The 24,292-nt window shown below is 56.1% G+C and carries 27 protein-coding genes; 4 read left to right on the top strand and 23 right to left on the bottom strand.

Annotation, left to right across the window (positions count from 1 at the left end; all coding sequences use genetic code 11):
• Nucleotides 1–9 precede the first annotated feature (9 nt).
• The 13 genes from WC562_02525 to WC562_02465 form a co-directional block, all read right to left on the bottom strand.
• On the bottom strand, nucleotides 10–795 hold the full coding sequence (locus WC562_02525; GenBank protein ID MFA5055033.1) for a methyltransferase domain-containing protein: 786 nt from the start codon (nucleotides 793–795) through the stop codon (nucleotides 10–12).
• Nucleotides 796–859: 64 nt separating this feature from the next.
• On the bottom strand, nucleotides 860–1,078 hold the full coding sequence (locus WC562_02520; GenBank protein ID MFA5055032.1) for a hypothetical protein: 219 nt from the start codon (nucleotides 1,076–1,078) through the stop codon (nucleotides 860–862).
• A complete protein-coding gene (locus tag WC562_02515) occupies nucleotides 1,075–1,635 on the bottom strand; it encodes a Fe-S-containing hydro-lyase (GenBank protein MFA5055031.1) in 561 nt (186 codons plus the stop codon). The genes WC562_02520 and WC562_02515 overlap by 4 nt, the downstream gene beginning before the upstream one ends.
• 16 nt (nucleotides 1,636–1,651) lie before the next feature.
• Entirely contained in the window at nucleotides 1,652–2,812 is a 1,161-nt protein-coding gene (locus tag WC562_02510) for an acyl-CoA dehydrogenase family protein (protein MFA5055030.1), read from the bottom strand.
• 20 nt (nucleotides 2,813–2,832) lie between these two features.
• Nucleotides 2,833–3,279 (bottom strand): 4Fe-4S dicluster domain-containing protein, encoded by a 447-nt coding sequence (locus tag WC562_02505; protein ID MFA5055029.1) that lies wholly within the window; start codon nucleotides 3,277–3,279, stop codon nucleotides 2,833–2,835.
• A 15-nt stretch (nucleotides 3,280–3,294) separates the two neighbouring features.
• Nucleotides 3,295–4,959: an FAD-binding protein gene (locus tag WC562_02500; GenBank protein MFA5055028.1), complete on the bottom strand. Its 1,665-nt coding sequence runs from the start codon at nucleotides 4,957–4,959 to the stop codon at nucleotides 3,295–3,297.
• A gap of 33 nt (nucleotides 4,960–4,992) precedes the next feature.
• On the bottom strand, nucleotides 4,993–5,700 hold the full coding sequence (locus tag WC562_02495) for a 4Fe-4S dicluster domain-containing protein (protein ID MFA5055027.1): 708 nt from the start codon (nucleotides 5,698–5,700) through the stop codon (nucleotides 4,993–4,995).
• A complete protein-coding gene (locus tag WC562_02490) occupies nucleotides 5,697–6,542 on the bottom strand; it encodes a fumarate hydratase (protein MFA5055026.1) in 846 nt (281 codons plus the stop codon). Before WC562_02490 ends, WC562_02495 begins: the two co-directional genes overlap by 4 nt.
• Nucleotides 6,543–6,544: 2 nt before the next feature.
• A complete protein-coding gene (gene mdh / locus WC562_02485; protein ID MFA5055025.1) occupies nucleotides 6,545–7,474 on the bottom strand; it encodes a malate dehydrogenase in 930 nt (309 codons plus the stop codon).
• A gap of 201 nt (nucleotides 7,475–7,675) precedes the next feature.
• Nucleotides 7,676–9,571, bottom strand: coding sequence for a pyruvate carboxylase subunit B (locus WC562_02480; GenBank protein ID MFA5055024.1), 1,896 nt, complete (start codon nucleotides 9,569–9,571; stop codon nucleotides 7,676–7,678).
• A 6-nt stretch (nucleotides 9,572–9,577) separates the two neighbouring features.
• The gene (locus tag WC562_02475; GenBank protein ID MFA5055023.1) at nucleotides 9,578–9,787 is read right to left on the bottom strand and encodes a hypothetical protein; all 210 of its coding nucleotides are present in this window, start codon (nucleotides 9,785–9,787) and stop codon (nucleotides 9,578–9,580) included.
• Nucleotides 9,788–9,795: 8 nt separating this feature from the next.
• Nucleotides 9,796–11,346, bottom strand: coding sequence for an acyl-CoA carboxylase subunit beta (locus WC562_02470; GenBank protein MFA5055022.1), 1,551 nt, complete (start codon nucleotides 11,344–11,346; stop codon nucleotides 9,796–9,798).
• A 250-nt stretch (nucleotides 11,347–11,596) separates the two neighbouring features.
• Nucleotides 11,597–12,478: a CoA ester lyase gene (locus WC562_02465; protein MFA5055021.1), complete on the bottom strand. Its 882-nt coding sequence runs from the start codon at nucleotides 12,476–12,478 to the stop codon at nucleotides 11,597–11,599.
• Between the two features lie 180 nt (nucleotides 12,479–12,658).
• Here WC562_02465 and folP point away from each other — a divergent pair, with 180 nt between their 5' ends.
• Nucleotides 12,659–13,957, top strand: coding sequence for a dihydropteroate synthase (folP, locus tag WC562_02460; protein ID MFA5055020.1), 1,299 nt, complete (start codon nucleotides 12,659–12,661; stop codon nucleotides 13,955–13,957).
• A complete protein-coding gene (gene queD, locus WC562_02455) occupies nucleotides 13,950–14,312 on the top strand; it encodes a 6-carboxytetrahydropterin synthase QueD (GenBank protein ID MFA5055019.1) in 363 nt (120 codons plus the stop codon). Before folP ends, queD begins: the two co-directional genes overlap by 8 nt.
• A gap of 2 nt (nucleotides 14,313–14,314) precedes the next feature.
• Here queD and WC562_02450 read toward each other — a convergent pair whose 3' ends face one another.
• Together WC562_02450 and WC562_02445 are read right to left on the bottom strand one after the other, a co-directional pair.
• Nucleotides 14,315–14,545 carry a hypothetical protein gene (locus WC562_02450; GenBank protein ID MFA5055018.1) on the bottom strand — a complete coding sequence of 77 codons (231 nt, stop codon included), beginning with the start codon at nucleotides 14,543–14,545 and terminating at the stop codon, nucleotides 14,315–14,317.
• A gap of 21 nt (nucleotides 14,546–14,566) precedes the next feature.
• Nucleotides 14,567–14,749: a methytransferase partner Trm112 gene (locus WC562_02445; GenBank protein ID MFA5055017.1), complete on the bottom strand. Its 183-nt coding sequence runs from the start codon at nucleotides 14,747–14,749 to the stop codon at nucleotides 14,567–14,569.
• Between the two features lie 252 nt (nucleotides 14,750–15,001).
• Between WC562_02445 and WC562_02440 the strand changes: the two genes are divergently transcribed.
• Both WC562_02440 and WC562_02435 read left to right on the top strand, forming a co-directional pair.
• Nucleotides 15,002–15,958 (top strand): nitronate monooxygenase, encoded by a 957-nt coding sequence (locus tag WC562_02440; protein MFA5055016.1) that lies wholly within the window; start codon nucleotides 15,002–15,004, stop codon nucleotides 15,956–15,958.
• Nucleotides 15,959–16,001: 43 nt separating this feature from the next.
• Nucleotides 16,002–16,964 (top strand): nitronate monooxygenase, encoded by a 963-nt coding sequence (locus tag WC562_02435; GenBank protein ID MFA5055015.1) that lies wholly within the window; start codon nucleotides 16,002–16,004, stop codon nucleotides 16,962–16,964.
• Between the two features lie 13 nt (nucleotides 16,965–16,977).
• On the opposite strand, the gene WC562_02430 is transcribed toward WC562_02435, so the two are convergent.
• The 8 genes from WC562_02430 to WC562_02395 all read right to left on the bottom strand — a co-directional run bounded on the left by WC562_02430 (nucleotide 16,978) and on the right by WC562_02395 (nucleotide 24,086).
• Entirely contained in the window at nucleotides 16,978–17,568 is a 591-nt protein-coding gene (locus WC562_02430) for a phosphatase PAP2 family protein (protein MFA5055014.1), read from the bottom strand.
• Entirely contained in the window at nucleotides 17,565–17,993 is a 429-nt protein-coding gene (locus WC562_02425) for a hypothetical protein (GenBank protein MFA5055013.1), read from the bottom strand. The genes WC562_02430 and WC562_02425 overlap by 4 nt, the downstream gene beginning before the upstream one ends.
• Nucleotides 17,993–19,234: an exonuclease SbcCD subunit D gene (locus WC562_02420; protein ID MFA5055012.1), complete on the bottom strand. Its 1,242-nt coding sequence runs from the start codon at nucleotides 19,232–19,234 to the stop codon at nucleotides 17,993–17,995. Before WC562_02420 ends, WC562_02425 begins: the two co-directional genes overlap by 1 nt.
• Nucleotides 19,231–19,515: a DUF167 domain-containing protein gene (locus tag WC562_02415; protein ID MFA5055011.1), complete on the bottom strand. Its 285-nt coding sequence runs from the start codon at nucleotides 19,513–19,515 to the stop codon at nucleotides 19,231–19,233. The genes WC562_02420 and WC562_02415 overlap by 4 nt, the downstream gene beginning before the upstream one ends.
• 303 nt (nucleotides 19,516–19,818) lie before the next feature.
• Nucleotides 19,819–20,229, bottom strand: a complete 411-nt coding sequence (locus tag WC562_02410; protein MFA5055010.1) for a cobalamin-dependent protein — start codon at nucleotides 20,227–20,229, stop codon at nucleotides 19,819–19,821.
• A gap of 14 nt (nucleotides 20,230–20,243) precedes the next feature.
• On the bottom strand, nucleotides 20,244–21,836 hold the full coding sequence (locus tag WC562_02405; GenBank protein MFA5055009.1) for a methylmalonyl-CoA mutase family protein: 1,593 nt from the start codon (nucleotides 21,834–21,836) through the stop codon (nucleotides 20,244–20,246).
• 54 nt (nucleotides 21,837–21,890) lie between these two features.
• The gene (locus tag WC562_02400; protein ID MFA5055008.1) at nucleotides 21,891–22,376 is read right to left on the bottom strand and encodes a cobalamin-dependent protein; all 486 of its coding nucleotides are present in this window, start codon (nucleotides 22,374–22,376) and stop codon (nucleotides 21,891–21,893) included.
• Nucleotides 22,377–22,412: 36 nt separating this feature from the next.
• Nucleotides 22,413–24,086 carry a methylmalonyl-CoA mutase family protein gene (locus WC562_02395; protein MFA5055007.1) on the bottom strand — a complete coding sequence of 558 codons (1,674 nt, stop codon included), beginning with the start codon at nucleotides 24,084–24,086 and terminating at the stop codon, nucleotides 22,413–22,415.
• Nucleotides 24,087–24,292: the final 206 nt, after the last annotated feature.

Here is a 24,292-nt window from a genome sequence, read left to right as displayed (position 1 = left end):
AAATTACCTCTAGCTTCCCTTCGGCGCGACCTTAATTATAATCACGTCGGACAGTGACGGCAGGCGGCTCGCGATGCCGTCCAGCGTCTTGAGGATGCCGTTTGAAGCCCACTTGGGCATGAGCGAGAGAATCTTACCCCAGTAAGGGGCGGTCCAGAGCAGGGACATGCCCTTTATTTTTTGCACTTTGAAATCGTTTGCGACCGTCGATTTCAGTATGGGGCAGTCGAACTTGTAGTTGTGGTCCTCCGGCGGCTGCCAGGGGTGGCGGTCGCCCGACTGGCGGTATATTTTCTTGACGATGGGGAACCAGTTGCGGCCTATCTTGCAACTCAGGCTGTCGAAGTTGGCTATGGCGATTATGGCCGAGCCGGTCGGTTTCAGCGCCTGTGCCATGTCGGACATAGTCTTAGGCATATCGGCGAAGTGGTCCAGCGCGCCCTTGCAGATTATCTTATCAAGGGAGCGGTTCTTGAACGGCATGGCCTCGCCGATGGCGCGCACCAGGTCCACGTTCCCGTCGCTGTTATCGTCCAGAAAGCTCTTTGCGCCGAGCATCATCTTGCTGGATGGATCGAGGCCTATGGCCAGCGCGCCGTTCTTGGCGAACTGCAATGCGTCGATGGCGCGCCCGCATCCTACGTCGAGCACCCTTTCGCCGTCTATCGGAGATGCCATCTCGAGGATCACCTCGCCCATGCGTTTGAAGATGAACATGGTATCGGGGAATATTATCTCCGGAACGACATCCTCATCGCCCCAGTCCAGGTCGAACTTCTTGGTCTTATAATCCATCATCGCTCCGATATCAGTTTACAACAATTCGGGCCCTTTGTGAGAGGGCCCGCCGTCGATTTTGCTAATCGTCCCAGGAGTTCCTGCCGTGTCGCTCCGTCTTGCGTTTGAATCTCGTCTCCCTGCGCCTGGCCCTGTCTTCCCGTCGCTTTTCCTCGAACCGCATCCATGCCGACATGGCGTCCGCGGACTCTTTGCGTCTCATCCTGGAGCAGTTGTCGCAAGCGCAGTTTGAGGGGTGGCCTTTGTATTTAAAATTTCTGAAAGAGTTGGCTTGGTTCATACTGGTATTTGCTTGCGATACTTGGCCTTACCCTCTTCGTAGAGGTCTCCGCCGTACATATCGTTTATCACTATCGCAGGGAAGTCCTTGACCTCGATGCGCAGCAATGCTTCTGGCCCCAGTTCCTCGTATGCGATGATCTCGGACTTAACGATGCGCTTGGCGATAAGGGCAGCAGCTCCGCCTACGCTGGCGAGGTAGACTGCCTTATATTTCTTGATAGCATCCTTTACGTCCTTAGTGCGCAGGCCCTTGCCCACCATTCCTTTGAGCCCGGCCTCCAGCATGCGCGGCGTGTATGCGTCCATGCGTCCGCTCGTCGTCGGGCCCGAGGAACCTATAACCTTGCCCGGCTTGGTCGGCGACGGCCCCATGTAGTAGATGACCTGTCCTTTAACGTCGAAGGGCAGCTTATCGCCCTTGTTCATCGCCTCGACAAGGCGTTTGTGCGCCGAATCGCGCCCGACGTACATGACGCCGCTGATGAGCACCTGGTCGCCCGCCTTCAGGTCGGCAATGGTTTTATCGTCAAACGGTGAGGTGATATTTTTCTGCATCGCGTTTCTCCGATCGTTATCTCAAGATATTCCTGGCGATGATTGTCCGCTGCAACTCCAGCGCCTCGTCCGACGCGGTAGCGGCTATAGCGTTACGGCACAGCATGGTCATGGGAACGCTTGTCGTATATCCCGGCCCTCCGTAGAGCCGCGTGACCCGGTCCGCCGTCCGGTCCAGCATATCGGTGGCGAAGACCTTGACCATGGCGGAATCGATATGTACATCCTCTTCGGCGTCCGCCTTGCACGCGGCGTAATACACCATCAATCTGGCGGCATGCGCCTCGATCGCTGTGTCCGCCAGGCAGCGCTGCACGCCGGGCCTCTCCTGGATCAGCTTGCCGAAGGCCTGCCAGTTCTGGGCGTATTCCTTGCATATCTCCAGCAGCCTCTCCGCCGCGCCCACGCACCTGGCGCCTCTGGCTATGCGCCGCGGCGGCAGCCACTTGGCTCCCAGGTGGAAGGCCTCGCCCTCCTTGCCTATGACATTCTCGGCGGGAACTTTGCAGTTGTCGAATGTCAGCACTATGGGCTCGATGACCTGGGCGCGGCTGCCCTGACGCTCGCCGCATCCGGATGCGGTATAGCCCGGGGTGTCGCGGTCGACCAGGAAGCATGTCGTTCCGCCGCGGGTGCCCTTCTCCTTGTCGGTCACGGCAAAGACCATGGCGAAGTCGCCCGGATCCGTGATATGCGACATGCACAGCTTGCTTCCGTTTATGATGTAAGAGCCGTTCTCGCGCCTGGCCGTCGTTTCCATCGCAATAGGGTCGGCCTTGCCCTCAAGCATGGCGATGCAAGACTTCTTCTCTTTCGCCAGCAGCGGCTTGAGATAGTTCTGGCGCTGGGCGTCGTTGGCTTCGTACAAGATCGGTGATATATCGCCCAGGTTGAAGGGCACGATGGTTCGCGCAAGCTCTTCTTCAACCAGGCATATGCCCAGCAGGGGCAGCCCTGCGCCGCCGAGCTCCTCGGGCACGCTCACTCCCCACATGCCCATCTCATCCACCAGCGCGAACAGCTTATCCTCCTCCTCGGGAGAAAGCGCCACCCTGCCGGTGGCCTGGTCGCCTTCGCGGCCCAGTATCTCACGCTCCAGCGGCATCAGCTCGTCCTTGACGAACTGCTTCACCGAGTTCTGCAGCATCTTCAATTCTTCGGGAATGGTGAAATCCATCCTAGAACTCCTATATCCAGCTAGATCAAAGCTTCTTCAACGTAAAGGTCCAGGTCCGGCTCCTGCTCGTCGCCGATCCTTGTCTCCAGGCGCGACATGGCCTCGACCATGTGCCGGTTCACTATGTAATGCTTGATCGTCGTATCCACCTGCGGGCACACCAGCGCGCAGTTAAAGCAGCGGTCGCAGTCCTCGCCAACGAGGGTTTCGAGCGCCATCGAGCTTCTCTGTGCCGTCTTCTCCAACCGATTAGGCTCGCGGGCCAGCACCGGGCAGATATCGATGCAGTTGCCGCATCCCAGGCATGCCACGCTGCCGACGATGTCATCGCTTAGCTTGAGGGAGTGATGCGCCCCGAAGCCTGTGGACAAAAGACGGCAACGGGCTACAGGAGAGCAGTGTATATCAAGCACTTTATTAAGTACGGCCTCTATTTCCTTTATGTCTCGCTGTTTATATAACGGCATATCATGGCCTCCGGGTTATGCTACCTTTATCGAGCCGGGAGTTAATTTATCGAAGACGTTGCCTGACAGATAATCGAACGGCTGCCTGGCGTAGTCCGGCAGTATCTTGGGCGATATCGGCCTTGACTCGACCAGACCGGCCTTCTTCATCTCGCCCTGCCATTTGTTCACATGATCCAGCGTTAATTTCCCTACTTTCGCCGTTTTTACGTATTCGGCGGCGGATCTCCCGGCCCTTCTGCCGAAGACCCATATGTCCAGCGTAGAGTTGCCGCCGAGGCGGTTCTTGCCGTGCACCCCGCCCTCGCACTCTCCCCCGGCGAACAGTCCCGGTATAGGCGTAGAGCCGTCCGGCTCTATCTTAATGCCCCCGTTCTGATAGTGCAGGCCGGGATAGATCAACATCGGCTCTTTTGTAATATCGATTCCGAAGCGCTGGAACTGGCGCACCATGGCGGGCAGTTCCTTCTCCACCGTGCCCTTGCCGTGCATCATGTCTATGCGCGGCGAGTCCAGCCATACGCCGATCTGTCCGGTAGGTGTGGGGATTCCCTTATTGCGCTCGGTGCACTCGCGTATGATGCAGGCCGCCAGCATATCCCTGGGCTCCAGCGGGTGGGCGAACTGCTCGCCGTCTATGTTAACCACCTGAGCGCCCACGCCGCGCACCTTCTCGGTGACCAGCTGTCCCAGTATCGCGATGGGATGGGCGGCGCAGGTGGGATGGTATTGCATAGTGTCTATATCCACCAGCGGGCATCCCGCGCGGTAGGCCATAACGAGCCCGTCGGCGGTGGCGCCGTAGTGGTTCGTCGTCGGGAAGCCCTGCACATGCAGGCGTCCTATGCCGCCGGTGGCCATGACCACGGCCTTGGCTTTGACTATAGTTATCTCGTTGGTCTCCATGTTGACCAGCACCGCTCCGGCGGCGTGTCCCTTATCGTCCAGTATTAGCTCTATGGCCGGGGCGAACTCTATATGATTGATATTGCGGCAGCGAATCTCGTCGCGCACTACGCGCATGCACTCCAGGCCGGTGTAGTCCTTGGCACAGTGGCAGCGCGGCACGGCCTCTCCAGCCAGCGCCACCTCATAGTAGGACCCGTCCGGGTTCTTGTCCCAGTTGACGCCCAGCTTTTCCAGCCAGGTGATAGCATCCGGCGCGTCCTTGACAAGGGCCTCGACCAGCTTGACGTTGTTGGTGAAGCGGGCGCCGCCCATGGTGTCCAGGTAGTGCAGGGGAGGAGAATCCTCCGGCCTGTCCGCGGCCTGCGTGCCGCCCTGCGCGCCCACGGTATTGGCGTCGCCAAGGCGCAGCTTGGTAGCTATGAGCACATTGGCCCCGTTCTCCTGAGCGATGAGGGCCGCCGCCCCGCCGCCGCCCCCGGCACCAAGAACGAGTACGTCGACGTCGAAATCAGGTTTCTCCAGATTTACCTTGGCCGGGTCGATGCGGCTGTTGCCTTCAAGCAGATCGGCCAGCTCATTGGGCGTGCGGTCTCCTTTATTCGGCCCCACCAGCAGCTCACGCATGCCCGACTTGATAAAATCGGGGTGGAAGCCGCTGAGCACGGGCTGCCTCTTCTCGACGGGGATACGCGGAATTTCCTCGTGCAACCGCCTGTCCCGCGTGGCCGCAACTTTGTTTACGCTTTCCTGCATATATGACGGATAGGGCATATCTTCTCCCTTTCTAAAGTTCGATGATGGTTATTATTCTTCGTGTATCTTTCGCTCGTTGTACTTCTTCGTCAGCTGCTCGACGCTCATCTTCTGCATCTCGTGTATCTCGGCGTCGTACTTGCCGGCGTTTATCTCCTCGATCCTCTTTAAAGTCTGCTCGGGAATCTTAGTCTGGTGTTTGGCGTGCAGGCGTCGGGCCAGCAGCGCGATGTTGTAGGGCACCAGCCCCTGGGCGCATCTGGCGGCGCACAGCCCGCACATCAGGCAGTCGAATGATTTTTCGGTGACATCCTTCAGGTCGCCCCTGATGGCGGCGGACATGTAGCCGATAACATCCAGGTCCTGGGGACAAGCCTTGGTGCAGGTGTTGCAGCCGAAACATTTGATCAGTTCGGGATATATTTCGAGCACCTGGTCGACGGTGGGCTCCATCGTGTTGATATCGTAGCTGGGCTTGCTTGCCGGGAAGAACGGTATCTGCGTCAGGCACATATCCGGCTCGATGAGCTTCTGGCAGGCCAGGGCGAACCGGAGCGCCGGGTCTCCCTTGAAATTGTAGACGGTGCCGCACGCGCCGCAGAACGCGGACCGGCATCCCACGCCGCGTATCATCCTGTAGCCGCAGTACTCCATCGCCGTCAGGATGGTCAGTCCTTCGGGCACCTTATATTTTTTGCCCATTATGTAGACGTCAATCATGTTTACGGCCTGTTCTTTCTCTGTGGTTGCTTGACTCAAAGCACTGCCTCCTTATGACGTGCGCTGTGGCACTGGATGTTCACTGCTACCGGCATGCTGGCGATATGGGCGGGATGTGTTTCCACGTGCACCGCCAGCGATGTGATCCTGCCCCCGACGCCGCCGGGCCCCACGCCCGTGGCGTTTATCCGCTCCAGCAGCTCGCTCTCCAGTTCAGCGACCTCTTTATCTTGAGAAGGTTCTCCTACTTTTCTTAACAATGATTTCTTTGCCAGCTGCATGGCCCGCTCGGCGCTGCCGCCGATGCCCACGCCGACGATGGTCGGCGGGCACGGGTTGCTGCCGGCCTCCTCGACCGCCTTGACCACGAAGTCGACGACGCCGGCGCGTCCCTGGGCCGGCTTCAGCACGACGAAACGGCTCATGTTCTCGCTTCCGCCTCCTTTGGGAGCTACGGTAAGCTTCAGCTTGTCGCCTTTCACGATTTCGGTATGGATAATCGCGGGCGTGTTGTCTTTGGTGTTAACCCTGGCGGAGAAGGGCTGTTTCACTACCGACTTGCGCAGATATCCCTCGGCGTAGCCCTGCCTCACGCCCTCGTGTATCGCTTCGTATAGATCGCCGCCCGCGACGTGCGCATCCTGGCCGAGCTCGACGAAGACTATGGCCAGCCCGCAGTCCTGGCAAAGGGGCATCTCCTCCTTGGCCGCTATGTCGGCGTTCTCGATTATCTGGTCCAGAACGCCCATTGCCGTCGGCGATTCCTCTTTCTCCCGCGCCTTCTTCAGCGCCGAGAGCACATCCTCGCCCAGGAAGTAGTTGGCTTCCTTGCACAGGCGGGTGACCGTCTTGGTGATATCTTTTGCTGCTATTTCCCTCATGGTTAGCCCAACTTCATTATTTTAAGCAGTTCCTGCACGGCGTCAGCGGATTTCTTGAGCGCGGCGCTCTCTTCCGGCGTCAGCTTCAGTTCGATAACCTGCTCGGCGCCTTTCTCTCCGACCTTGCATGGTACGCCGACGAAGGTCTTATTGATTCCGTACTCGCCCTCGAGCAGTACCGAGCAGGGCAGTATCCTCTTCTGGTCGAAGATTATGGAATCGACCATCTTCACCGTGGCCGCGGACGGTGCGTAGTAGGCGCTGCCAGTCTTGAGCAGGTTCACGATCTCGGCGCCGCCGTTGACGGTGCGCTTGACCATGGCGTCCAGCTTGTCCTTGGCGATGAGCTCAGGGAGGGGTATCCCGCCCACGGTGCTCAGCCTGGGGACGGGCACCATCGTGTCGCCGTGACCGCCGAGCACGCAAACCGAGACGTCCTCCACGGAGACCTTGAGCTCCTGGGCGATGAAGGTCTGGAACCTGGAGGAATCGAGCACGCCGGACTGTCCCAGCACGCGGTTCCTGGGGAATTTGCTCACATGCCAGGCCAGCTGCGTCATGGCGTCCAGCGGGTTGGTCACGCATACGATGATGCAATTAGGCGAATGTTTGGCGATATTCTCGGTGACCTCTGTGATAATCTTCATGTTGGTCATAATAAGGTCGTCGCGGCTCATCCCCGGCTTTCGCGCTATCCCGGAGGTGATGACGACGACATCGGAGTTGGCCGTGTCCGCGTAGTCGTTTGTGCCGGTCATATTGGTATTGAAAGGGATGATCGGCCCGCATTGCAGGATATCCAAACCCTTTCCCTGCGGAAGCCCCTCGACGATGTCCAGCATAACCACGTCGGCGTATCCCTTCTCCGCTATGCGCTGCGCGCAGGTGGCGCCGACATTGCCGGCCCCGATGACTGTCACTTTCTTTCTCATAGACCTACTCCTTCAATCAATATATTTGTTGCATAGTCGCTATTTAAAAAAAGATGGCCAGTAGTCACTACCGGCCATCTCGACGCTTATAAGATTAATGTCCTTACTAATCGAGCCGCTCTTTCCACTCGACTTGTATTATGGCTATCCTTTACTAGGATTTCTGGCAAAACAGTTCCCCTTGGTTAACGGCCCATGGCATTACTTTTCGATTATCGCCAGGACGGCGCCCTTCGTCACGCGGTCCCCGGCCTTGCAGCTTAGCTCTTTGACCTTGCCGGCGATGGGCGAAGGCAAGGCGCTTTCCATCTTCATCGCTTCAAGTATCAGTATGGTTTCCCCGGCCTTGACCTCTTGTCCCACATTAACGACATACTTGATTATCGTGCCGGGCATGGGCGATGTCATAACTCCGTCTCCGGCAGGTATCGCCGCTTTCGGCGCGGGTGCCGGTGCCGCCGCTTTCGGCGCGGGCGCCGGTGTCGCCGTTGCTGCCGCAACTGCAGGCTGGCTCACAGTACGTGCGCCGTTCTGCGGATCGACCTCGACCTGATAGTACTCGTTATCTACGAAGACGTTGTATACCCGAGCCGCAGCGCTCTTTGCCGGCGCCGGTTTCTCCACCTTCTCCACCAGCTTGCCGGCCTTGGCCTTGGCTATAAGGTCTTGCTCTTTCTTGCACTGTTCCAGCGTCTTGGGCTTAACGTCATCGGGGATTGGCTCCAGGCCGTACTTCCATTTCAGGAAGCGCAAACCGGTCTGCGGGTACATGGCATATATAAGTACATCCCCGATGTCCTTAGCAATTCCCTTCGTCGCCTCTTTAGCTTTCTCCATCTCGGGGGCCAGCGTATCAGCCGCGCGAACCGTTATCGGCGTCTCGCCCTTCTCATAGCCCTTGAGCGCCAGCTTCTGCACCTCGGGATCGACGGGGGCTGGCGGCCTGCCGTACAGGCCGTAGAAATAATCCTTAACCTGGCCGGATATCATCTTGTAGCGGCCGAAGAGTACGTTCTGTACCGCTTGCACGCCGACTATCTGGCTTGTGGGCGTGACAAGGGGAGGATAGCCCATATCCTTGCGGGTGCGGGGCAGTTCCGCATAAACCTCGTTGATTCGATCGAGCGCATCGGCCTCTCTAAGCTGGCTCACCAGGTTGGTGAACATGCCTCCCGGTATCTGGTGCGACAACACGCCCGCATCGATTACCGATACCTTGCTGCTGTCGAAAAGGTGTTTATATTTTGGAGCGATTTTTTCCAGGTACTCGTCCAGTTTTAACATAGTTTTCAAGTCGAGATTCGTATCTCTGTCCGTTCCGCTGAGCGTGGCAACAATAGGCTCGACGGCGGGCTGTGATGAGCGCAAGCCGAAAGGAGACAGACAGCAGTCAACTATATCCACTCCGGCCTCGGCGGCCTTGAGATAGGTCATGGATGCCATGCCGCTGGTGTAGTGGGTGTGAAGCTGTATCGGTATTTTGACCGCTTGTTTTAATGCTTTGACAAGATCGTAGGCATCGTACGGGGACAGCAGTCCGGCCATATCCTTTATACAGATACTATCCGCACCCATGCTTTCGAAAACCTTCGCTTTATTGACATAGTATTCGATAGTGAAAACAGGGCCGCCGAGCCTGGGCTCGGTCAGCGTATAACTGAGACAGGCCTGTATGTGCTTGCCCGTTTTCTTTATCTCTTTGAAGGAGGCTTCCACGTTGCGCTCGTCGTTTAAGGCGTCGAATACGCGGAAGATATCGATGCCGACTTCCGCGGAGTGCTTAACGAACGCCTCTACGACATCATCGGCGTAGTTGCGGTAACCCACCAGGTTCTGGCCGCGGAGCAGCATCTGGAATGGGGTCTTGGGCATAAGCTTCTTGAACTTGCGAACTTTCTCCCATGGGTCCTCGTTGAGGAAGCGGGTCATCACGTCGAATGTGGCTCCGCCCCATACCTCCAGCGCGTGGAAACCCATATTATCCATCTCAGCGGCGATGGGCTCCATATCCTCCATTCTCATCCTGGTGGCGAACGACGACTGGTGCGCATCTCTAAATGTGGTGTCCATTATTTTTAAGGGATTCTTCTTTGCCATGTGTGATTATCTCCTTTGCATTGGGCGGGTGTTGCACAACCTTAGCTGCCAGGTGGTGCGCATTCTCATCATCTCACCCACGCCATAGTATTTCCAGTTGCTGACTATTATGGGACGCGGCTTTTCGGAAAGTTGCAGCACAGCCGCCTGGGTTTCCGCTTCGTATTGATCGACGGCGGCGAGAATCGCCGCTATCGTTGTCTTTTTATTCTTCATAGCCCCTCTTAAAGCGGGATATTGCCATGTTTTTTCGGCGGGTTGGTGTCCCGCTTGTTCTGCAGCATCTCGAGAGCCTTGAAAAGCATCGGGCGCGTCTCCCTGGGATCCAGTACATCGTCGATATAGCCGCGGCCCGCTGCGCAGTATGGATTGGCGAACTTATCCTGATATTCCTTGACCAGTTTCTTCTTGGCTTCCTTCTTATCTTCCGCCTTTTTAATCTCGTCCCGGTAAATGATGTTCACGGCTCCGTCCGGACCCATTACGGCGATCTCGGCCTGCGGCCAGGCGAAGTTCATGTCGCCGCGCAGGTGCTTGCTGCTCATCGCGACGTAGGCACCGCCGTAGGCTTTCCTTGTAATTATCGTAATCTTGGGAACGGTGGCCTCCGAGTACGCGTAGATTATCTTGGCTCCGTGCTTGATTATTCCGCCGTATTCCTGATCCACGCCGGGCATATATCCGGGAACGTCGACGAAGGTGATTATCGGCAGGTTGAAGCAGTCGAGGAATCGCACGAAACGCGCCGCCTTGACCGACGCGGTGATATCGATGATGCCCGCGTTAAACGCCGGCTGTTGCGCCACGATGCCCACCGAGCGTCCTCCCAGCCTGGCGAATCCGGTGAGCATGTTCTTGGCGTAGTGCTCGTGAACCTCGAAGAACTCGCCGTCATCGAATATCATCTTGATGACGTCCTTCATGTCATATGGAGCGTTCGGATCGTCGGGAACCGCTTTCAGCAGTCCCTGATCCATCCTGTCGGGGGGATCCTTTGTCTCGGAGAAGGGAGTGTCCTCCATGTTGTTTTGCGGCAGGTAGCTCAGCAGCCTGCGTACCATCTCCAGACAGTCCTTGTCGTCCTGAGCTACGAAGTGGCACACGCCGCTGTGAGTGGCCTGGGCCATGGCTCCGCCGAGCGCTTCATGGGTCACTTCCTCGCCGGTGACGGCCTTGATAACGTCGGGTCCGGTGATGTACATCTGGCTTGTCCCCTGAACCATAAAGATGAAATCGGTGAGGGCCGGTGAATAGACCGCGCCACCCGCGCTCGGACCCATGATGACTGAAATCTGAGGGATGACACCGGACGCCAGGGTGTTTCGCAGGAAGATCTCGCCGTAGCCGGCGAGGCTTTCCACGCCTTCCTGGATGCGGGCTCCGCCCGAGTCGGCGAGTCCGATGAACGGGGCTCCGTTCTTCACAGCCAGGTCCATGACCTTGCACGTCTTCTCGGACATGACCTCGGAGAGCGAGCCGCCGTATACGGTGAAGTCCTGCGCGAACAGGTATACAAGCCGTCCGTTTACCGTGCCGTATCCTGTTACTATCGCGTCGCCGGGGTGTTTCTTGTCGGCCAGTCCGAAATCGGTGCACCTGTGGAGTACGTAGGAGTCCAGTTCTACAAAGCTGCCTTCATCTAAAAATGCCGCTATTCTTTCGCGGGCGGTCATTTTACCCTTTTCATGCTGGGATTTGATCTTGTCTTCGCCGCCGCCCTTCTTAGATGCCTGTCTGCGTTTGCCTAGATCGTTGATTTTATCTTCTATTGCCATTTTACCTCCGGGAGGCAGTTATATTAAAACGGACGAATCCATTATATCCTTCCTAATTTAGTAATGCAAGGATTGTGCAATAATTCACAAAGTACTATTTTGCGGTATTTTAGATAATGAAGAACGGAGATGGATATTCTTGCAGGCCTGTTTTAGATTCGGACGCTTTGCTTGGTGCACAAAAAGAAGGCCGCCTGTTTCGAGACGGCCTTACGAAAGATTTGTTTAGTTACGAAAACCGAAGGATGTGCTAGCCACGCTCCTTGGCGGAAATCGCCTCATGTGTTAGAAGAATCACAAGGGCTCTCTGCGCGATAGGAATATCGATCATCTTGCCGTCAAGCGATGCGGAGGCGAACCCTTTTTGCCTCGCATCCTCGAAGGCGGTGACGACCTGCCTGGCGTACGCCACTTCCTCCTCCGTGGGGCGGAATATCCTGTTCACAATATCCACCTGGCTCGGATGTATAATGAACTTGCCCCTGAATCCCAGATTGCGCGCAAGCGTGGTCTCTTTTATCAAGCCGGGCTCATCCTTGAAGTTGTTATACGGCGTGTCGATAGCGGAGACGCCGGCGGCCCTGGCGGCTATCACTACTTTAGTCCTTGGATAGAGCAGCTCGTTTCCCTCTTCCGAGCGGGTCATGCCAGTCTCAAGCACGAGGTCGTTGGCGCCGAATATCACGCCGTTTACCCTCGGCGAAGAGCTGGCAATCTCGTAAGCGTTGATTAACCCCAGCGCCGTTTCGATCCAAGGCAGTATCTTGACGCGGCCTTCCGGCAGTCCTCTTTTTTTCTCGAGGCGTGTGAGAATCTCGGCTATCTTATGTATATCTTGTGCCGTTGAAGGCTTTGGTTGGCTGATGCCGTCAATACCTTGTATTATGACTGCCTCAAGGTCTTCTTTGGCGAATCCGCTGTCAAGCGGATTTATCCGGACGTAGATTCTGCTGCTGTTGCCCGTGAGTTTTGGAATCCACTTCTCAACTATAGATCGGGCGCGGGCCTTTTCTTCTTGCGGAACGGAGTCTTCCAGGTCTAGCACTACTATATCGGCACGTAACTCCTTCGACTTCTCAAGCATTTTCTCTCTGTTGCCGGGTACGGATAGGATAGTTCTTAAAAGCTCCATAACGCTCCCCTTAATCTATAATCTAATATTACATAATTTATAATAAAAGAATATAATCGGCTTGTCAAGTGTTTTAATCGTGTTTTCCTTATGTTAGAATCTGTAACTATGAATGAATACCTGTGCGAACATATGTTTCTTGGAGGCAGGGAGTTTTGCTGGGGTCGGAGAACATATGTAATGGGCATACTTAATATCACCGATGATTCCTTCTCAGGCGACGGGGTAGGCAACGATGTGGAGGCTGCCGTGGCGCGGGCAAGACGCCTCGTTGAAGAGGGCGCAGACATAATAGACGTTGGCGGAGAATCGACACGGCCTGACTCAAAACCGATTACGGCAGAGGAAGAACTCAACCGTGTGTTACCTATTATTAAGAAGCTTTCCAAAGAAATCGATACGCCTATCTCTATCGATACATATAAATCGGAAGTGGCTCGGCGCGCGCTTGAGGCCGGCGCTAATATGATAAATGACGTGTGGGGCTTGAGGCAAGACCCGGAATTGGCCGGTGTGGCTGCCAAATACGGCGTTCCCATCGTTATCACCGCCAATCAGCGGGATACGCAATATAAGGATATAATGGCGGCGGTCGTTGAGTCGCTGGTGATCGGCATGAATAAAGCTTTAGATGCCGGAGTGGCCTGGGAGAACATCATAATCGATCCGGGGATTGGCTTTGGCAAGACGCTGGAGGGAAACCTCGAAGTCTTGCGTCGATCGAATGAATTGAAGTCGCTGGGCAGGCCGATACTGCTGGGCACTTCACGAAAATCGATGATAGGGCAGGTGCTCGATCTGCCTGTAGATGAGCGTCTGGAGGGCACGGCGGCAACGGTAGCCCTGGGTATCGCCAACGGGGCTGATATCATCCGCGTTCACGATGTGTTGCAGATGAAACGGGTAGCCAGGATGACTGATGCCGTAGTGAGGGGGATAGTGAGGGGGATAAAGTTGTCCTTGAAACCCGTGAGGGTGTACCTATCTCTTGGCTCGAACCTAGGGAATCGGCGGGCGAACTTGATAAAAGCAATCGCGTTGCTTACGCAAGATGGTGGAAAGGTCTCATCGGTCTATGAGACCGAGCCCGTTGGCGTAGGTGAGCAGCCGCGATTTCTCAACATGGTAATAAGAATCGATACCTACATGAGCCCTGTGCAATTGCTATCGTTAATCAAAGGCATCGAAGCCGAAATGGGTCGCGACCTCAGCCTAAAAAACGCTCCCCGCGTTATAGATATTGACATAATATTATATGGCGATACAATTATGGAGTCGCCGGAGCTAACGATTCCTCACCCGCGAATGAGAGAGAGAGCGTTTGTGCTGATTCCGTTCGCGGAGATCGCTCCGGATGTCGTTCACCCGGCTACGGGCGAGCGGGTCGGCGATCTGGCGGCGAGGGTCGAGGGCAGGGATGGAGTGGTAGAGGTAATAAAAAGATCGAAGCTGTTCCCGGAGGTTAGGCATAATGTATGAGGTATCGGTGCGCGAACATTTCAATGCGGCGCATGCGCTCAGGGGCTACCGCGGCAAGTGCGAGAATCTCCACGGCCATCGCTACGAGGTCGTTATAAATCTTCGCTACGATAAGCTGGACGACATCGGGCTGGCGTGCGACTTCGCCGTCGTGAAGAAACACCTTCGAGAAGTACTAGCCGATTTCGACCACGTTTCGCTGAATGATGTCGCTCCGTTTGACAGCGTCAACCCGTCGGCGGAGAACATCGCGGCTAAAATATATGAGGAGCTCCGCAAGAGGAAGCTCCCCATAGTCACGGTTCAGGTTTACGAGTCCCCGGATGCCTGGGTCACATACAAGCCCGGCAAGTGAGGCTATTTCTTGACTTCTTTTTCCTCGGCGATCTCGGGCGGCGATTCGATCTTGGTCACGGCCATGATCCAGCCGATCCAGAAACCCAGCATTAAGACCACAAACACGACAAGTGCTACAGGCACCAGCAGCGCCCACGCTACCTTATCGTATTGCAGGACAACGCCGGCGATGAAAGCCGCGCCGGCCGCAAGAGTTCCAAGACATATGAGTAATCCAACGATGCGAGACATCCGGATGCTACCTCCTATTATCTAAGTGCGAAGATCGGGCGGGAGCAGGTTGGGGATGGTATCTTCGATGGGATACGTTTGAGAGCATTTCTTACAGAAGAGGGAACCCTTGACGACTTCCTTCTCGTTCTCTTCTAAAACGGTAAGCTCCAGGTCTCCCTTGCAGATTGGGCAGGCCAGGATTTCCATCAGGTTCCTTTTCATCATCCCTCCTTGATATGCGAATAGAATTCTACAGCACAAGATTGCATGAAGTCAAATTAAGTCGGGGTTGGGTTTATCAGACCGGCGGATAGTCTCCCGATATTTCGGTCATCGTGTAGGGGCGGGTTTTAAACCCGCCCCTACGGTTAACGATATGCGGAGGGCGAGGCGACCTCGCCCCTACGGTGGTGGTGCCTTGACATCATCCTTGGATTCTCAATAGAATGCGGATGGCATCAAGGGTCAAAAGTGATGAAAAAGACACGAGTCTGCGGACTTCTCGGTATCGAGTATCCGATAATACAGGGCGGCATGACATGGATCGCCAACGCGGAGCTGGCCGCCGCCGTGTCCGAGGCCGGCGGGCTGGGTACGATCAGCCCCAACGCGGGCATGCGTATCGAGGATAACGTCGAAGCTAACCTGAGAGATCAGATACGCAGGGCTAAGGATATTACCTCGAAGCCGTTCGCCATGAACATCGTCGTTCTTATTCCTGAAATAGCGGCACTAGTCGACGTGTTGATCGAGGAAGGGGTTCAGGTCGTCACCACCGCGGCGGGCAATCCCAGACTTCACACAAGTCGTTTCAAAGATGCCGGGATTATAGTACTGCATGTGGTGTCGTCGGTGCGGCAGGCGCAGGTGGCGGAGGAGTGCGGCGTCGATGCCGTCATCGCGGAGGGGTTCGAGGCCGGCGGACACAACGGATTCGATGAGCTGACCACGATGGTATTGGTGCCTCAGATCGTCGATGCGGTGAATATACCGGTCATCGCGGCGGGGGGCATTGCAGATGTGCGGGGGGTGGCCGCCGCGTTCGCGCTGGGTGCGGAGGGGGTGCAGATGGGCACGCGCTTCATCGCTACAATCGAGTGCAACGCCCATCAGGATTTTAAACGCCGCATCGTCGAATCGCCCGATACCGGCACAATGATTACGGGCCGGGCTCTCTCGCCGACTCGAGGACTGAAGAACGAATTTTCCGCTGAGGTAGCTCGGATGGACAAGAAGGGGACAACGGCTGACGAGCTTCTGGCGCACATCGGCATGGGCCGTTCGCGCATGGGGCAGTTCGAAGGCTTGGTCGAAGAGGGTGAACTGTATTGCGGCGAGATATCGGGTATGATTCGCGATATCGTCCCCGCAGGCGATATAATAAAGAAAATAGTCGAGGACTATGACAGGGTTGTCGCGGGATTGCGATAGCCGTATAGTCTAGCGTCGGATATTTAGAAATAGAAATGAGGGAATGTCAGTGAAAAAGACAAAGGTTTGCGATTTGCTGGGAATAGAGTATCCCATAATTCAGGGAGCCATGGGTCTCATCGCGGGTGCGGAGCTGGCCGCTGCGGTATCGGAGGCCGGCGGGCTGGGGGTCATAAGCCCCAACGCGGGGGAGCCTGACTGGAGCAAGGTTGGCGATAACATCAGAAAGCAGATAAAGAAGGCTAAGAGTCTAACCTCCAAGCCTTTCGCGGTGAACTTTCCCATACATATGATCAAGGACGACCGCAGCCTTATCGACATCGCTGTCGCCGAAGGAATCAAGGTCGTCACAACCGGGGCGGGTAGTCCGGCACTTCATACGCCGTATTTTCACGAGCACGGGATAAAAGTGCTGCACCTGGTGGCCACGGTAAAACACGCCGTCGGAGCCGAGAAGGCCGGCGTCGATATCGTTATCGCGGAAGGCTACGAGTCGGGCGGCATCAACAGCCCCGATGAGCTTACCACTTTGGTCCTCATCCCTCAGGTCGTCGACGCGGTCAAGATTCCGGTGGTGGCGGCGGGCGGCATCGGCGACGGGCGCGGGCTGGCGGCGGCGCTGGCGCTGGGGGCGCAGGGCGTGCAGATGGGTACGCGCTTCGTTGCGACAACGGAGTGCCTGGCGCATCCCGATTACAAGAAGTCCATCGTCGAGGCCGGCGATACGGCGACCGTCATCACGGGGCGGGGGCTCATGATGTTCCGCGGGCTGCTGAACGAGCTGACCAGGGACCTCGTGAAGAAGGAACGCTCGGGGGCGCCCGACGAGGAGCGCTCGGTGAAGATGTTCTCCAAGCTGTCCGAGGCGGCGCTGCTGGGTGGGGACGTGGTCAAGGGGCAGGCGGCCTGCGGTGAGGTGGCGGGGCTGGTTCGTGAGGAGATTAGTGCTGGCGAGGTGGTGCGCCGCATGGTGGCGGACTACGATAGAATAGTCAAGGGCCTTTAGCGTCGATTTAATTCTAGGCCAGATATATCTTCCGCATCAGATTTAATAGCCGGTCGAGGACGGGCCTGCACAGCTTTATCACCACCATTACTATGCCTGTCGCCAGGATCGCCAGGGCCAAACCACCCAGGATATCGAGCGGGTAGTGCACGCCTATATATACGCGTCCGAAAGAGATGATGATCGCCGGTATCGATAGGATATATCCCAGCTTGCGGTTGTAGACCCAGAGTCCGATGGCCAGTGCGAACGAAGCAGCGGCGGCGTTGGAGGGGAACGAAGGGTCGGTGGGGGGATAGAATATCAGGTTAACCTTGTCGGGGAAGGCCTCAAAAGGCCGCAGACGGTCGGGCAACACTCCGTTGCAGATGAATACCAGCAGATTGGCTATTCCCATGCTGGCCAGCGAGCATATTACCCCGTACTGATTCTTTGTCCTGTCCGCAATATTGCGTCCTGAGAACCACACGGCGATAAGCGCGATAATCATGACTACGGGCAGGAACAGGTCGCAGGAAAGCGTGCGAATAATCTCATCGATCCAGGATACGTGATCGGAGAGGCCGTTTATCCAGAAGAAGACCGTCTCATCGGCGTGTTTCATCTCGTTCCTCCCTTATCGAAGAATCGAGCGATGGATTGCCAATAGGTCTTCCGTTTAAGAACCTCGATGCCGTCGCGCTGCGTTTCGTCCGGTTCCGCAGTCGGTTTCATATTACGATTGACGAACGATGAAACGCCGAATGTTACCAGCAAGGCCAACACAACACTGACCGCCAGCCAGAGTAGTTGCGGCGGCGTGTCGAAAGTCGGCTCTTTGAGATCTAAGCCGGTGAAGCCGAAGAACCAGATGAAGACGCCGGCGATGGCTACGGAGCCGAAGGTGTAGCCCCATTTTTTTGCGTGAAAAAATGCTATTCCCCGCAGTTCCCACTTGGCCGCGATGATTTGCATCAAGCCGATTACCGCGATAAAGACATATACGCAGTACTCGGCGACAAAGGACCACGATCCAACATATCCGTCCATCAGACTATATCTTTTCCTATCTGCGCGCCGTCGCTTTCATCGATCATGCGCCTGCCGTATTCCAACAGAATTTCGACATCAAGCGGCGGCTTCTTTGCTTCGTAATAGGCCTTAAGCGCGTCGAGCGGCTGCAATCCCTCCGGCGAGAGGCCGGATAAGCGCGGCCTGCGCTCCCGCGATACGTCACGCGAAATGCTAGCTACCTGATAGGCATTTTGCAGTGCCTTGCGAATGGCGGAATCGTCGATATCTTTAGCCAGGCGCTCCGGCATCGATATCTGCACGCGAACTATAGCGTCAGCCACATCGCATCGTTGTATCGCGTTGAGCACAGTCTCCGTCGGCTTGGCTTCCTGCTCTCCGATGTCGATCTTTATCGTCACGAAGTGACGCGCTTTAACCGGCACGAATTCAAAATTAGTCTTACCGCCGCGCTCTATATCGACGATGAAAAATCCCTTATCGTCATCCTCTTCACTGAAGTCGATGCGCTGCAGGCTGCCGGCGTAGACCACGGGCGGGTTCTCATTCATCACCTGCGTCTTGTGTATGTGCCCCAGCGCCACGTAGTCAAACCTGGGGTCGGCCACGTTGCTTTGAAGAAGGCCGTAGTCATTGCCCATGATCATGCTGCGCTCGGAGCCGTATCTGGCGTTGGCTACTGTGACGTGTGCTGCCAGGATAGCGGGTAATCTCGGGTCGAGGTTCTCCATCTCCAACTGCAGGCGTTCGGTCAGGGCGGCCTCCAGCTTCTTGTTCACTTCCTCTGCCAAAAGGTTCTTGGTTTCCTCGCGGCTTAGCAATGCGCTTCTTCTGGCCCAGGGCAGCGCTACTATCTGTATGGTTCCGTTTCCAGTGTCGATTTTGTATGTGCCCAGCGTGTTGGCCACGATAACGTTCGGTATCGACAAGGTCTTGAATATCTCGATCGTCGTCGCGCGGCCGATGGCGTTGGGCAGATCATGGTTGCCGGTGAGGAGCAGGACCGCGACCCCGTTCGATGCCAGCTTCCAGATGCGCCTGGCGAACTCGCGCTGGTGTGTCTGCGAAGGCTCTCGGCTCTTGTAGGCGTCGCCGCAGAACAGAACCAGGTCGACATTATGGTTCAGAGTATAGTCCACGACCTCGTCAAGGGCGTTGAGGAAGTCGTGTAGGCGCGTCGACAGACCTGTTTCGGGATTGATGCCGGTGTTGTAGTTCTCCACCCCGAGGTGCAGGTCGGCGAAGTGCAGTATCCTCATTTCCGTCTCGCCGCCTCAATCATTTGGTATATCTGTTCGCGATCGATGCCGAGTATCGTTACTATCTTAACCTTGCTCGTTTCTCCGCGGTCGATTGTGATGCCGCTTTTACGCGTGCCGAGGGTCTTGCTGAGGAAACTGATAAGCTCTTTGTTGGCTTTGCCCTCGACAGGGGGCGCCGCGATTTTCAGTCGCAGTATGCCCTCTTCAAAACCGAGAACTTCATTGCGCTTTGCGTTTGGATGTACTTGGATTGTCAGCGTAGTTTTTCTATCAGACATACCGTTACTCGACATTTGTTGTATTGACAGGCCAGTGTCGGGATATAGAACCTCTGGTAAAAGCTAATCAACCCCCTGCTATCCCCCAGTCTTGGGGGGATTTTATAAAAAATAGGGGACACCCCTAGAACCCCGTCAGGAAGAATCCTGTACCTCTTCCCCCCCCAATCCCTTTAGGGATAGAAAGCAGTGAGTGCTATATGTCCGAATCCCGGCCTCTTTTTCAACGGTTTCTCATAATACCACAAACGGCTATCTCTACGATAGCCGTTTGGCGATTCGATTTGTTGGTAATGAACTCAGCTAAACCAGGGCTTTAGTCTTCTTTTTGACGAAGTCGACTATATCCTGCAGCGGCGTGCCGGGGACGAATACGCCCGTGGCCCCCAGCTTCTTGAGCGCGGCAAAGTCCTCTTCCCAGATGATTCCGCCAACGAGCAGCATTACGTCGCCTTTTCCGGCCTTCTTAAGCGCCTTGACCACGCTCTCGACCAGCATAACATAGTTCGCCGACATGATGCTGAGGCCGACGATATCGACATCCTCCTGGACCGCTGTGTTGGCGATCTCCTCGGGCGTCATGTTCGATCCATAGATCACCTCGAAGCCGCCGTCTCGCAGCGCGTTGCTTACCGCCACAAGGCCGCGCCAGTGCCCTTCGATGCCCGGTTTTGCCATTAATATCTTTATTTTCTTCGCTGTCTTTTTTGCCATAACAACCTCACAATTTAGATACCCATTGGATATTTCCACTCTCCGTAGACCTTAAGCTGCAGAGCGGAGAGCTCTCCAAGAGTGGCGTAGTTCCGGATAGCTTCAATGGTTGCCGGCATAACGTTCTCGCCCTTCCTGGTGGCCTCTTCGACCTTGGCAAGGCACTTCTTGACAGTGGCGTTGTTGCGTTCCTTCTTGAGCTTTTTGAGCTTCTTTATCTGCGAGGCCGCCGACCGCGTGGGATCGGGCTTGAAGATCGGCACCTCGTAGATCTCCTTATCCAGGCGATGGACATTAACTCCAACGACAGGGATTTCTTTTTTCTGTATCCTGTCTTCGTAGCTTACGATGGCATCGCGATACAGGCGGTGCACCCAGCCCTTGCTGATGGCTTTTGCCAGTCCGCCCTGGGCCTCAACCTCGTCGATGAACTTCCATATCTCTTTCTCCATTGCGTTGGTGAGAGACTCGATGTAGTATGAGCCGCCCAGCGGGTCGATGGTGCGGGTCACGCCGCTCTCGTATTGAACAAGCTGTCCGGTTCTGATCGACAGCAACATCGACTGATCGGTGGGCAGGCAGATGGCCTCGTCGTAGCCGTTGGCATGTATCGACTGCGCGCCGCCGAGCACCCCGGCGAGCACCTGGAACGCGATGCGGATGATGTTGTTGTAAGGCTCCTGGTAGGTGTGAGTGGAACCCGAGCTTTGCACGTGGACGCGGAACTTGGCGCAGTTGGGATCGGTGATACCATAGCGCTCGGTGATGATCTTATACCATATGCGGCGCGCCGCTCTCAGCTTGCACGCCTCTTCGAAGATGTCGTTGTGTACGGCCGTGTTGAATGAGAAGCGCCGCACGAATTTATCCAGCGGTACGCGTCCCCGTTTCTTTTCCTCTTCGATGTACTGGATGCCGTTGGCCATGGCCAGGCCGATCTCCTGCACAGCGTTCACGCCGTTGTCGCGCGCGTTGTACGAGTCGATGGACAGCGCGTTCCACTTCGGCGCGTACTCGGCGCACCACTCGATGAGGTCCACGGCGTAGCGCAGGTTGGCCTCGGGCGATACCTGGTTAAGCAGGTTGAGCGCGCTCCATGCCAGCAGGTCGTTGGCCGATGTTCCCCTGACCTGCGACATCGGGATGCCGCGCTTCTCGGCCATGACCAGGTACATCGCGGTAAGGAAGCCGCCGATCCTGTCGGCAAGGTATGTTGAAACCTTATCGATAGGCAGGTCGGCGAAGCATATTTCCATATCCTGCAGCGTGCTGAACGGCACTCCGGCATGTCCTACCTCGGACGCAGCGCGCGGGTCATCGGCATCCATGCCTGACGGCGTGGTCATGTCGGGCGCCACCGAGAAACCGGTCTGTCCCAGCTTGAATTCTTCTTTATATAATGCGTTTGTCTCTTCCGGAGTATTGAACCCACTGAGGCGCCTGGCGGTCCATGCCTGGCCGCGGTACATGGAAGGATAGGGGCCGCGGGTGAACGGCGGCTCGCCGGATGCGTTGAGATCCTTCTTGTAGTTAAGGCCTTTGATGTCCTCAGGGGTGTAGATGTCCTTTATAGGGATCCCCGACGGGGATAGGTTCTCCTGTGTCATAAAGCCCCCTTATTATATGGAACACCCCGCCGAGTTGCTCGGCGGGGTTCTGAATTATTTCTTCTTCTTGCAGGTCTTCTTTGCGGTTGCGGCTTTCTTCGGAGCGGCCTTCTTTGTTGCCGCTTTACCCTTGCCCCAGCGCTCTTTCTCGACCCTGCCTTTGATATGATCGATTATCACTTCATAGGGAGTGCCGGGTCCGTAAAGGCCGGTCACGCCGGCTTTGATCAGCTTCGGTTTGGCCTTCTCGGAGATGATGCCTCCGCCGATAATTATGATATCGGAGCCCTTCTTCTTAAGCATGTCGGCGACCTCGGTGTAGAACTTCTCTTGCGACCAGGCCAGCGAGCTGAGGGCTACGACGTCGACGTCTTCCGCGATTGCGGTGCTGACTATCATTTCCGAGGTCTGATACCGTCCGGTGTATACCACTTCCATGCCGGCATTCCTCAGAATCTGTGCGATGAGCTCCGCACCTCTGAAGTGCGAATCCGTGCCGGGTTTAGCAACTAATACGCGAATTTTCCTCTTTTCGACCACATTTCCCTCCGATATTTTTAAGTATAAGTTATATCCTTAGTTAAGGAACTTCGGCCGCTCGATCATTCCGACCGTATCGTAGCTGTAGCCGAAAGCCTCGCGGATCATTCCGAGTATCTCAGACCTGGTGGCGTCGGCCTTGAAGCAACTGATGATGTAGGGCATCAGATTCTCTTTCGTCTTGGCCTTCTCCCTCAGCTTGTGCAGCGCAGCGCGGGTCTTCTTGATATCGCGCTTGGCCTTGTATTCTTTGATCTCTTTGAAGAGGTCAGTCTGGGTCTTGTCGAAGTTCTTGAACTCGTACTCGACGATGTCGGGCTCCTTATCGTCGGGCAGCCTGAAGAAGTTCACGCCGACCTGCGGGATGCTGCCGTCGGCAAGGCCGCTGAGTCTCTCGTCGCGGGCGGCGTTGACGTATTTCCTGAGCCAGCCGTTCTGGGCTACGGTCCATATGCCGCCCAGCCCCTCGATCTCCTTCATCAGTTTAAAGGAGGCCTCTTCAAGCTGGTTGGTGAGCCATTCCACATAGTAGGAGCCGCCCAGCGGGTCGGCGGTGAGGCCGACGCCGGTCTCCTGGGCGATGATATGGTTTAAAGCCAGTGTTATGGTCGAGGATTCCTCTGAAGGAATACAGAAGGCCTCGTCATGTCTGGCATAGTCCATTGCGTTGCATCCGCCGATGATGGCCGACATGGCCTGGAAGCCGATGCGTGCGATGTTGTTCAGCGGCTGTTGGCGGGTGATGGTCTGTCCCGGCGTCCTTACGGCTATGCGCAGGCGGCAGGCCTTGTCGTCTTTGGCGCCGAAGCGCTCGCGGGCGATCCGGGCCCACATTCTGCGCGCCGCGCGCAGCTTGCATACCGTCTCGAAGAAGTCGAGCGATGACGCGATGCTGATGGTTACGCGGCTGCCTACCGCTTCGAACGGGACACCTCGGTCTACTACTTCCTGGCAATAGGCCGATACGGATGAAAGTATGATGCCCAGCTGCTGCACCGAGTTGCATCCGGCCTCCCAGAGGTCGTAGGCGATCGGCGCGAACGGCGAGAACTTGGGCATTTCCTTGCAGCAGAACTCGGTGAGGTCGCCGTTGAGCCTGCGCCCGATGTCCAGCGGGAAGTCCACGCTGAAGCCGGTAGCGGCGTTGGAGACGGGGTCGTTGATGCATGAGCCCCTGATGAGCTTCTTGTCGACGCCCCACATGTCGGCGACGGTGGCCAGCTCCGCCACGCAGAGGCAGTCGTCCTGCTGGGATGATGCGCCGTGGAAAGTGATGATAGCTGTGGTGATATCGATGCCTTTGAGGTCGGCCTCCATGCGCCGCCATGAGTACATCTCGGGGCCGTAACCTGCATCGTACTTGGCGAGGGGATGGTCGGGGTCGCATCCCGTCCTGCCGACATCGCCTGAAGAAAGATAGATGGTGTCGGCGCCTGCTTCCCAGATAACCTTTCTTTCTTTCCTGCTCTTCTCCGCGGTCTCGCGGGTGAGAGCCTGCGCGCTGACCCACAGCATATTGCGGTACATTCCTTTGTAGAGTCCGCGGGTGTAGGGGTACTCTCCGTCGTTACCCAGATCTTTCTTGTAGGTGAGGCCCTTTACGTCATCCGGGCCGTAGGAGGGTTTGACCTCGAAGCCGCTTTCCGTCGTTGTCTTGACGAAAGTCCGCTTCGAGCGGTCAAAGGTGATTACGTCTTTTTCTTTAGCCATTCTCGCTCCCCACTTTAGAATTTGTTACGTGCAAAACAATGCCGATTGATTATATAGTTTTCGGGCATTCCGTGTCAACTGAACCGCTAGTAAAGCGTGTGACACCTATTTGAAGCATAACGGATGAGATTATATCATAAGGAAAGAGGGGAGGGAAGTCTTTGTCGATTATTTTCCTGCGTAGGCTTCCTCAAAAGTAGGGTGGG

The organism is Dehalococcoidia bacterium, from assembly GCA_041649635.1.
GTDB lineage: Bacteria > Chloroflexota > Dehalococcoidia > E44-bin15 > E44-bin15 > JAYEHL01.
Note: the sequence above shows the minus strand (reverse complement) of the source record. Positions and strands in the feature narration are given on the sequence as shown.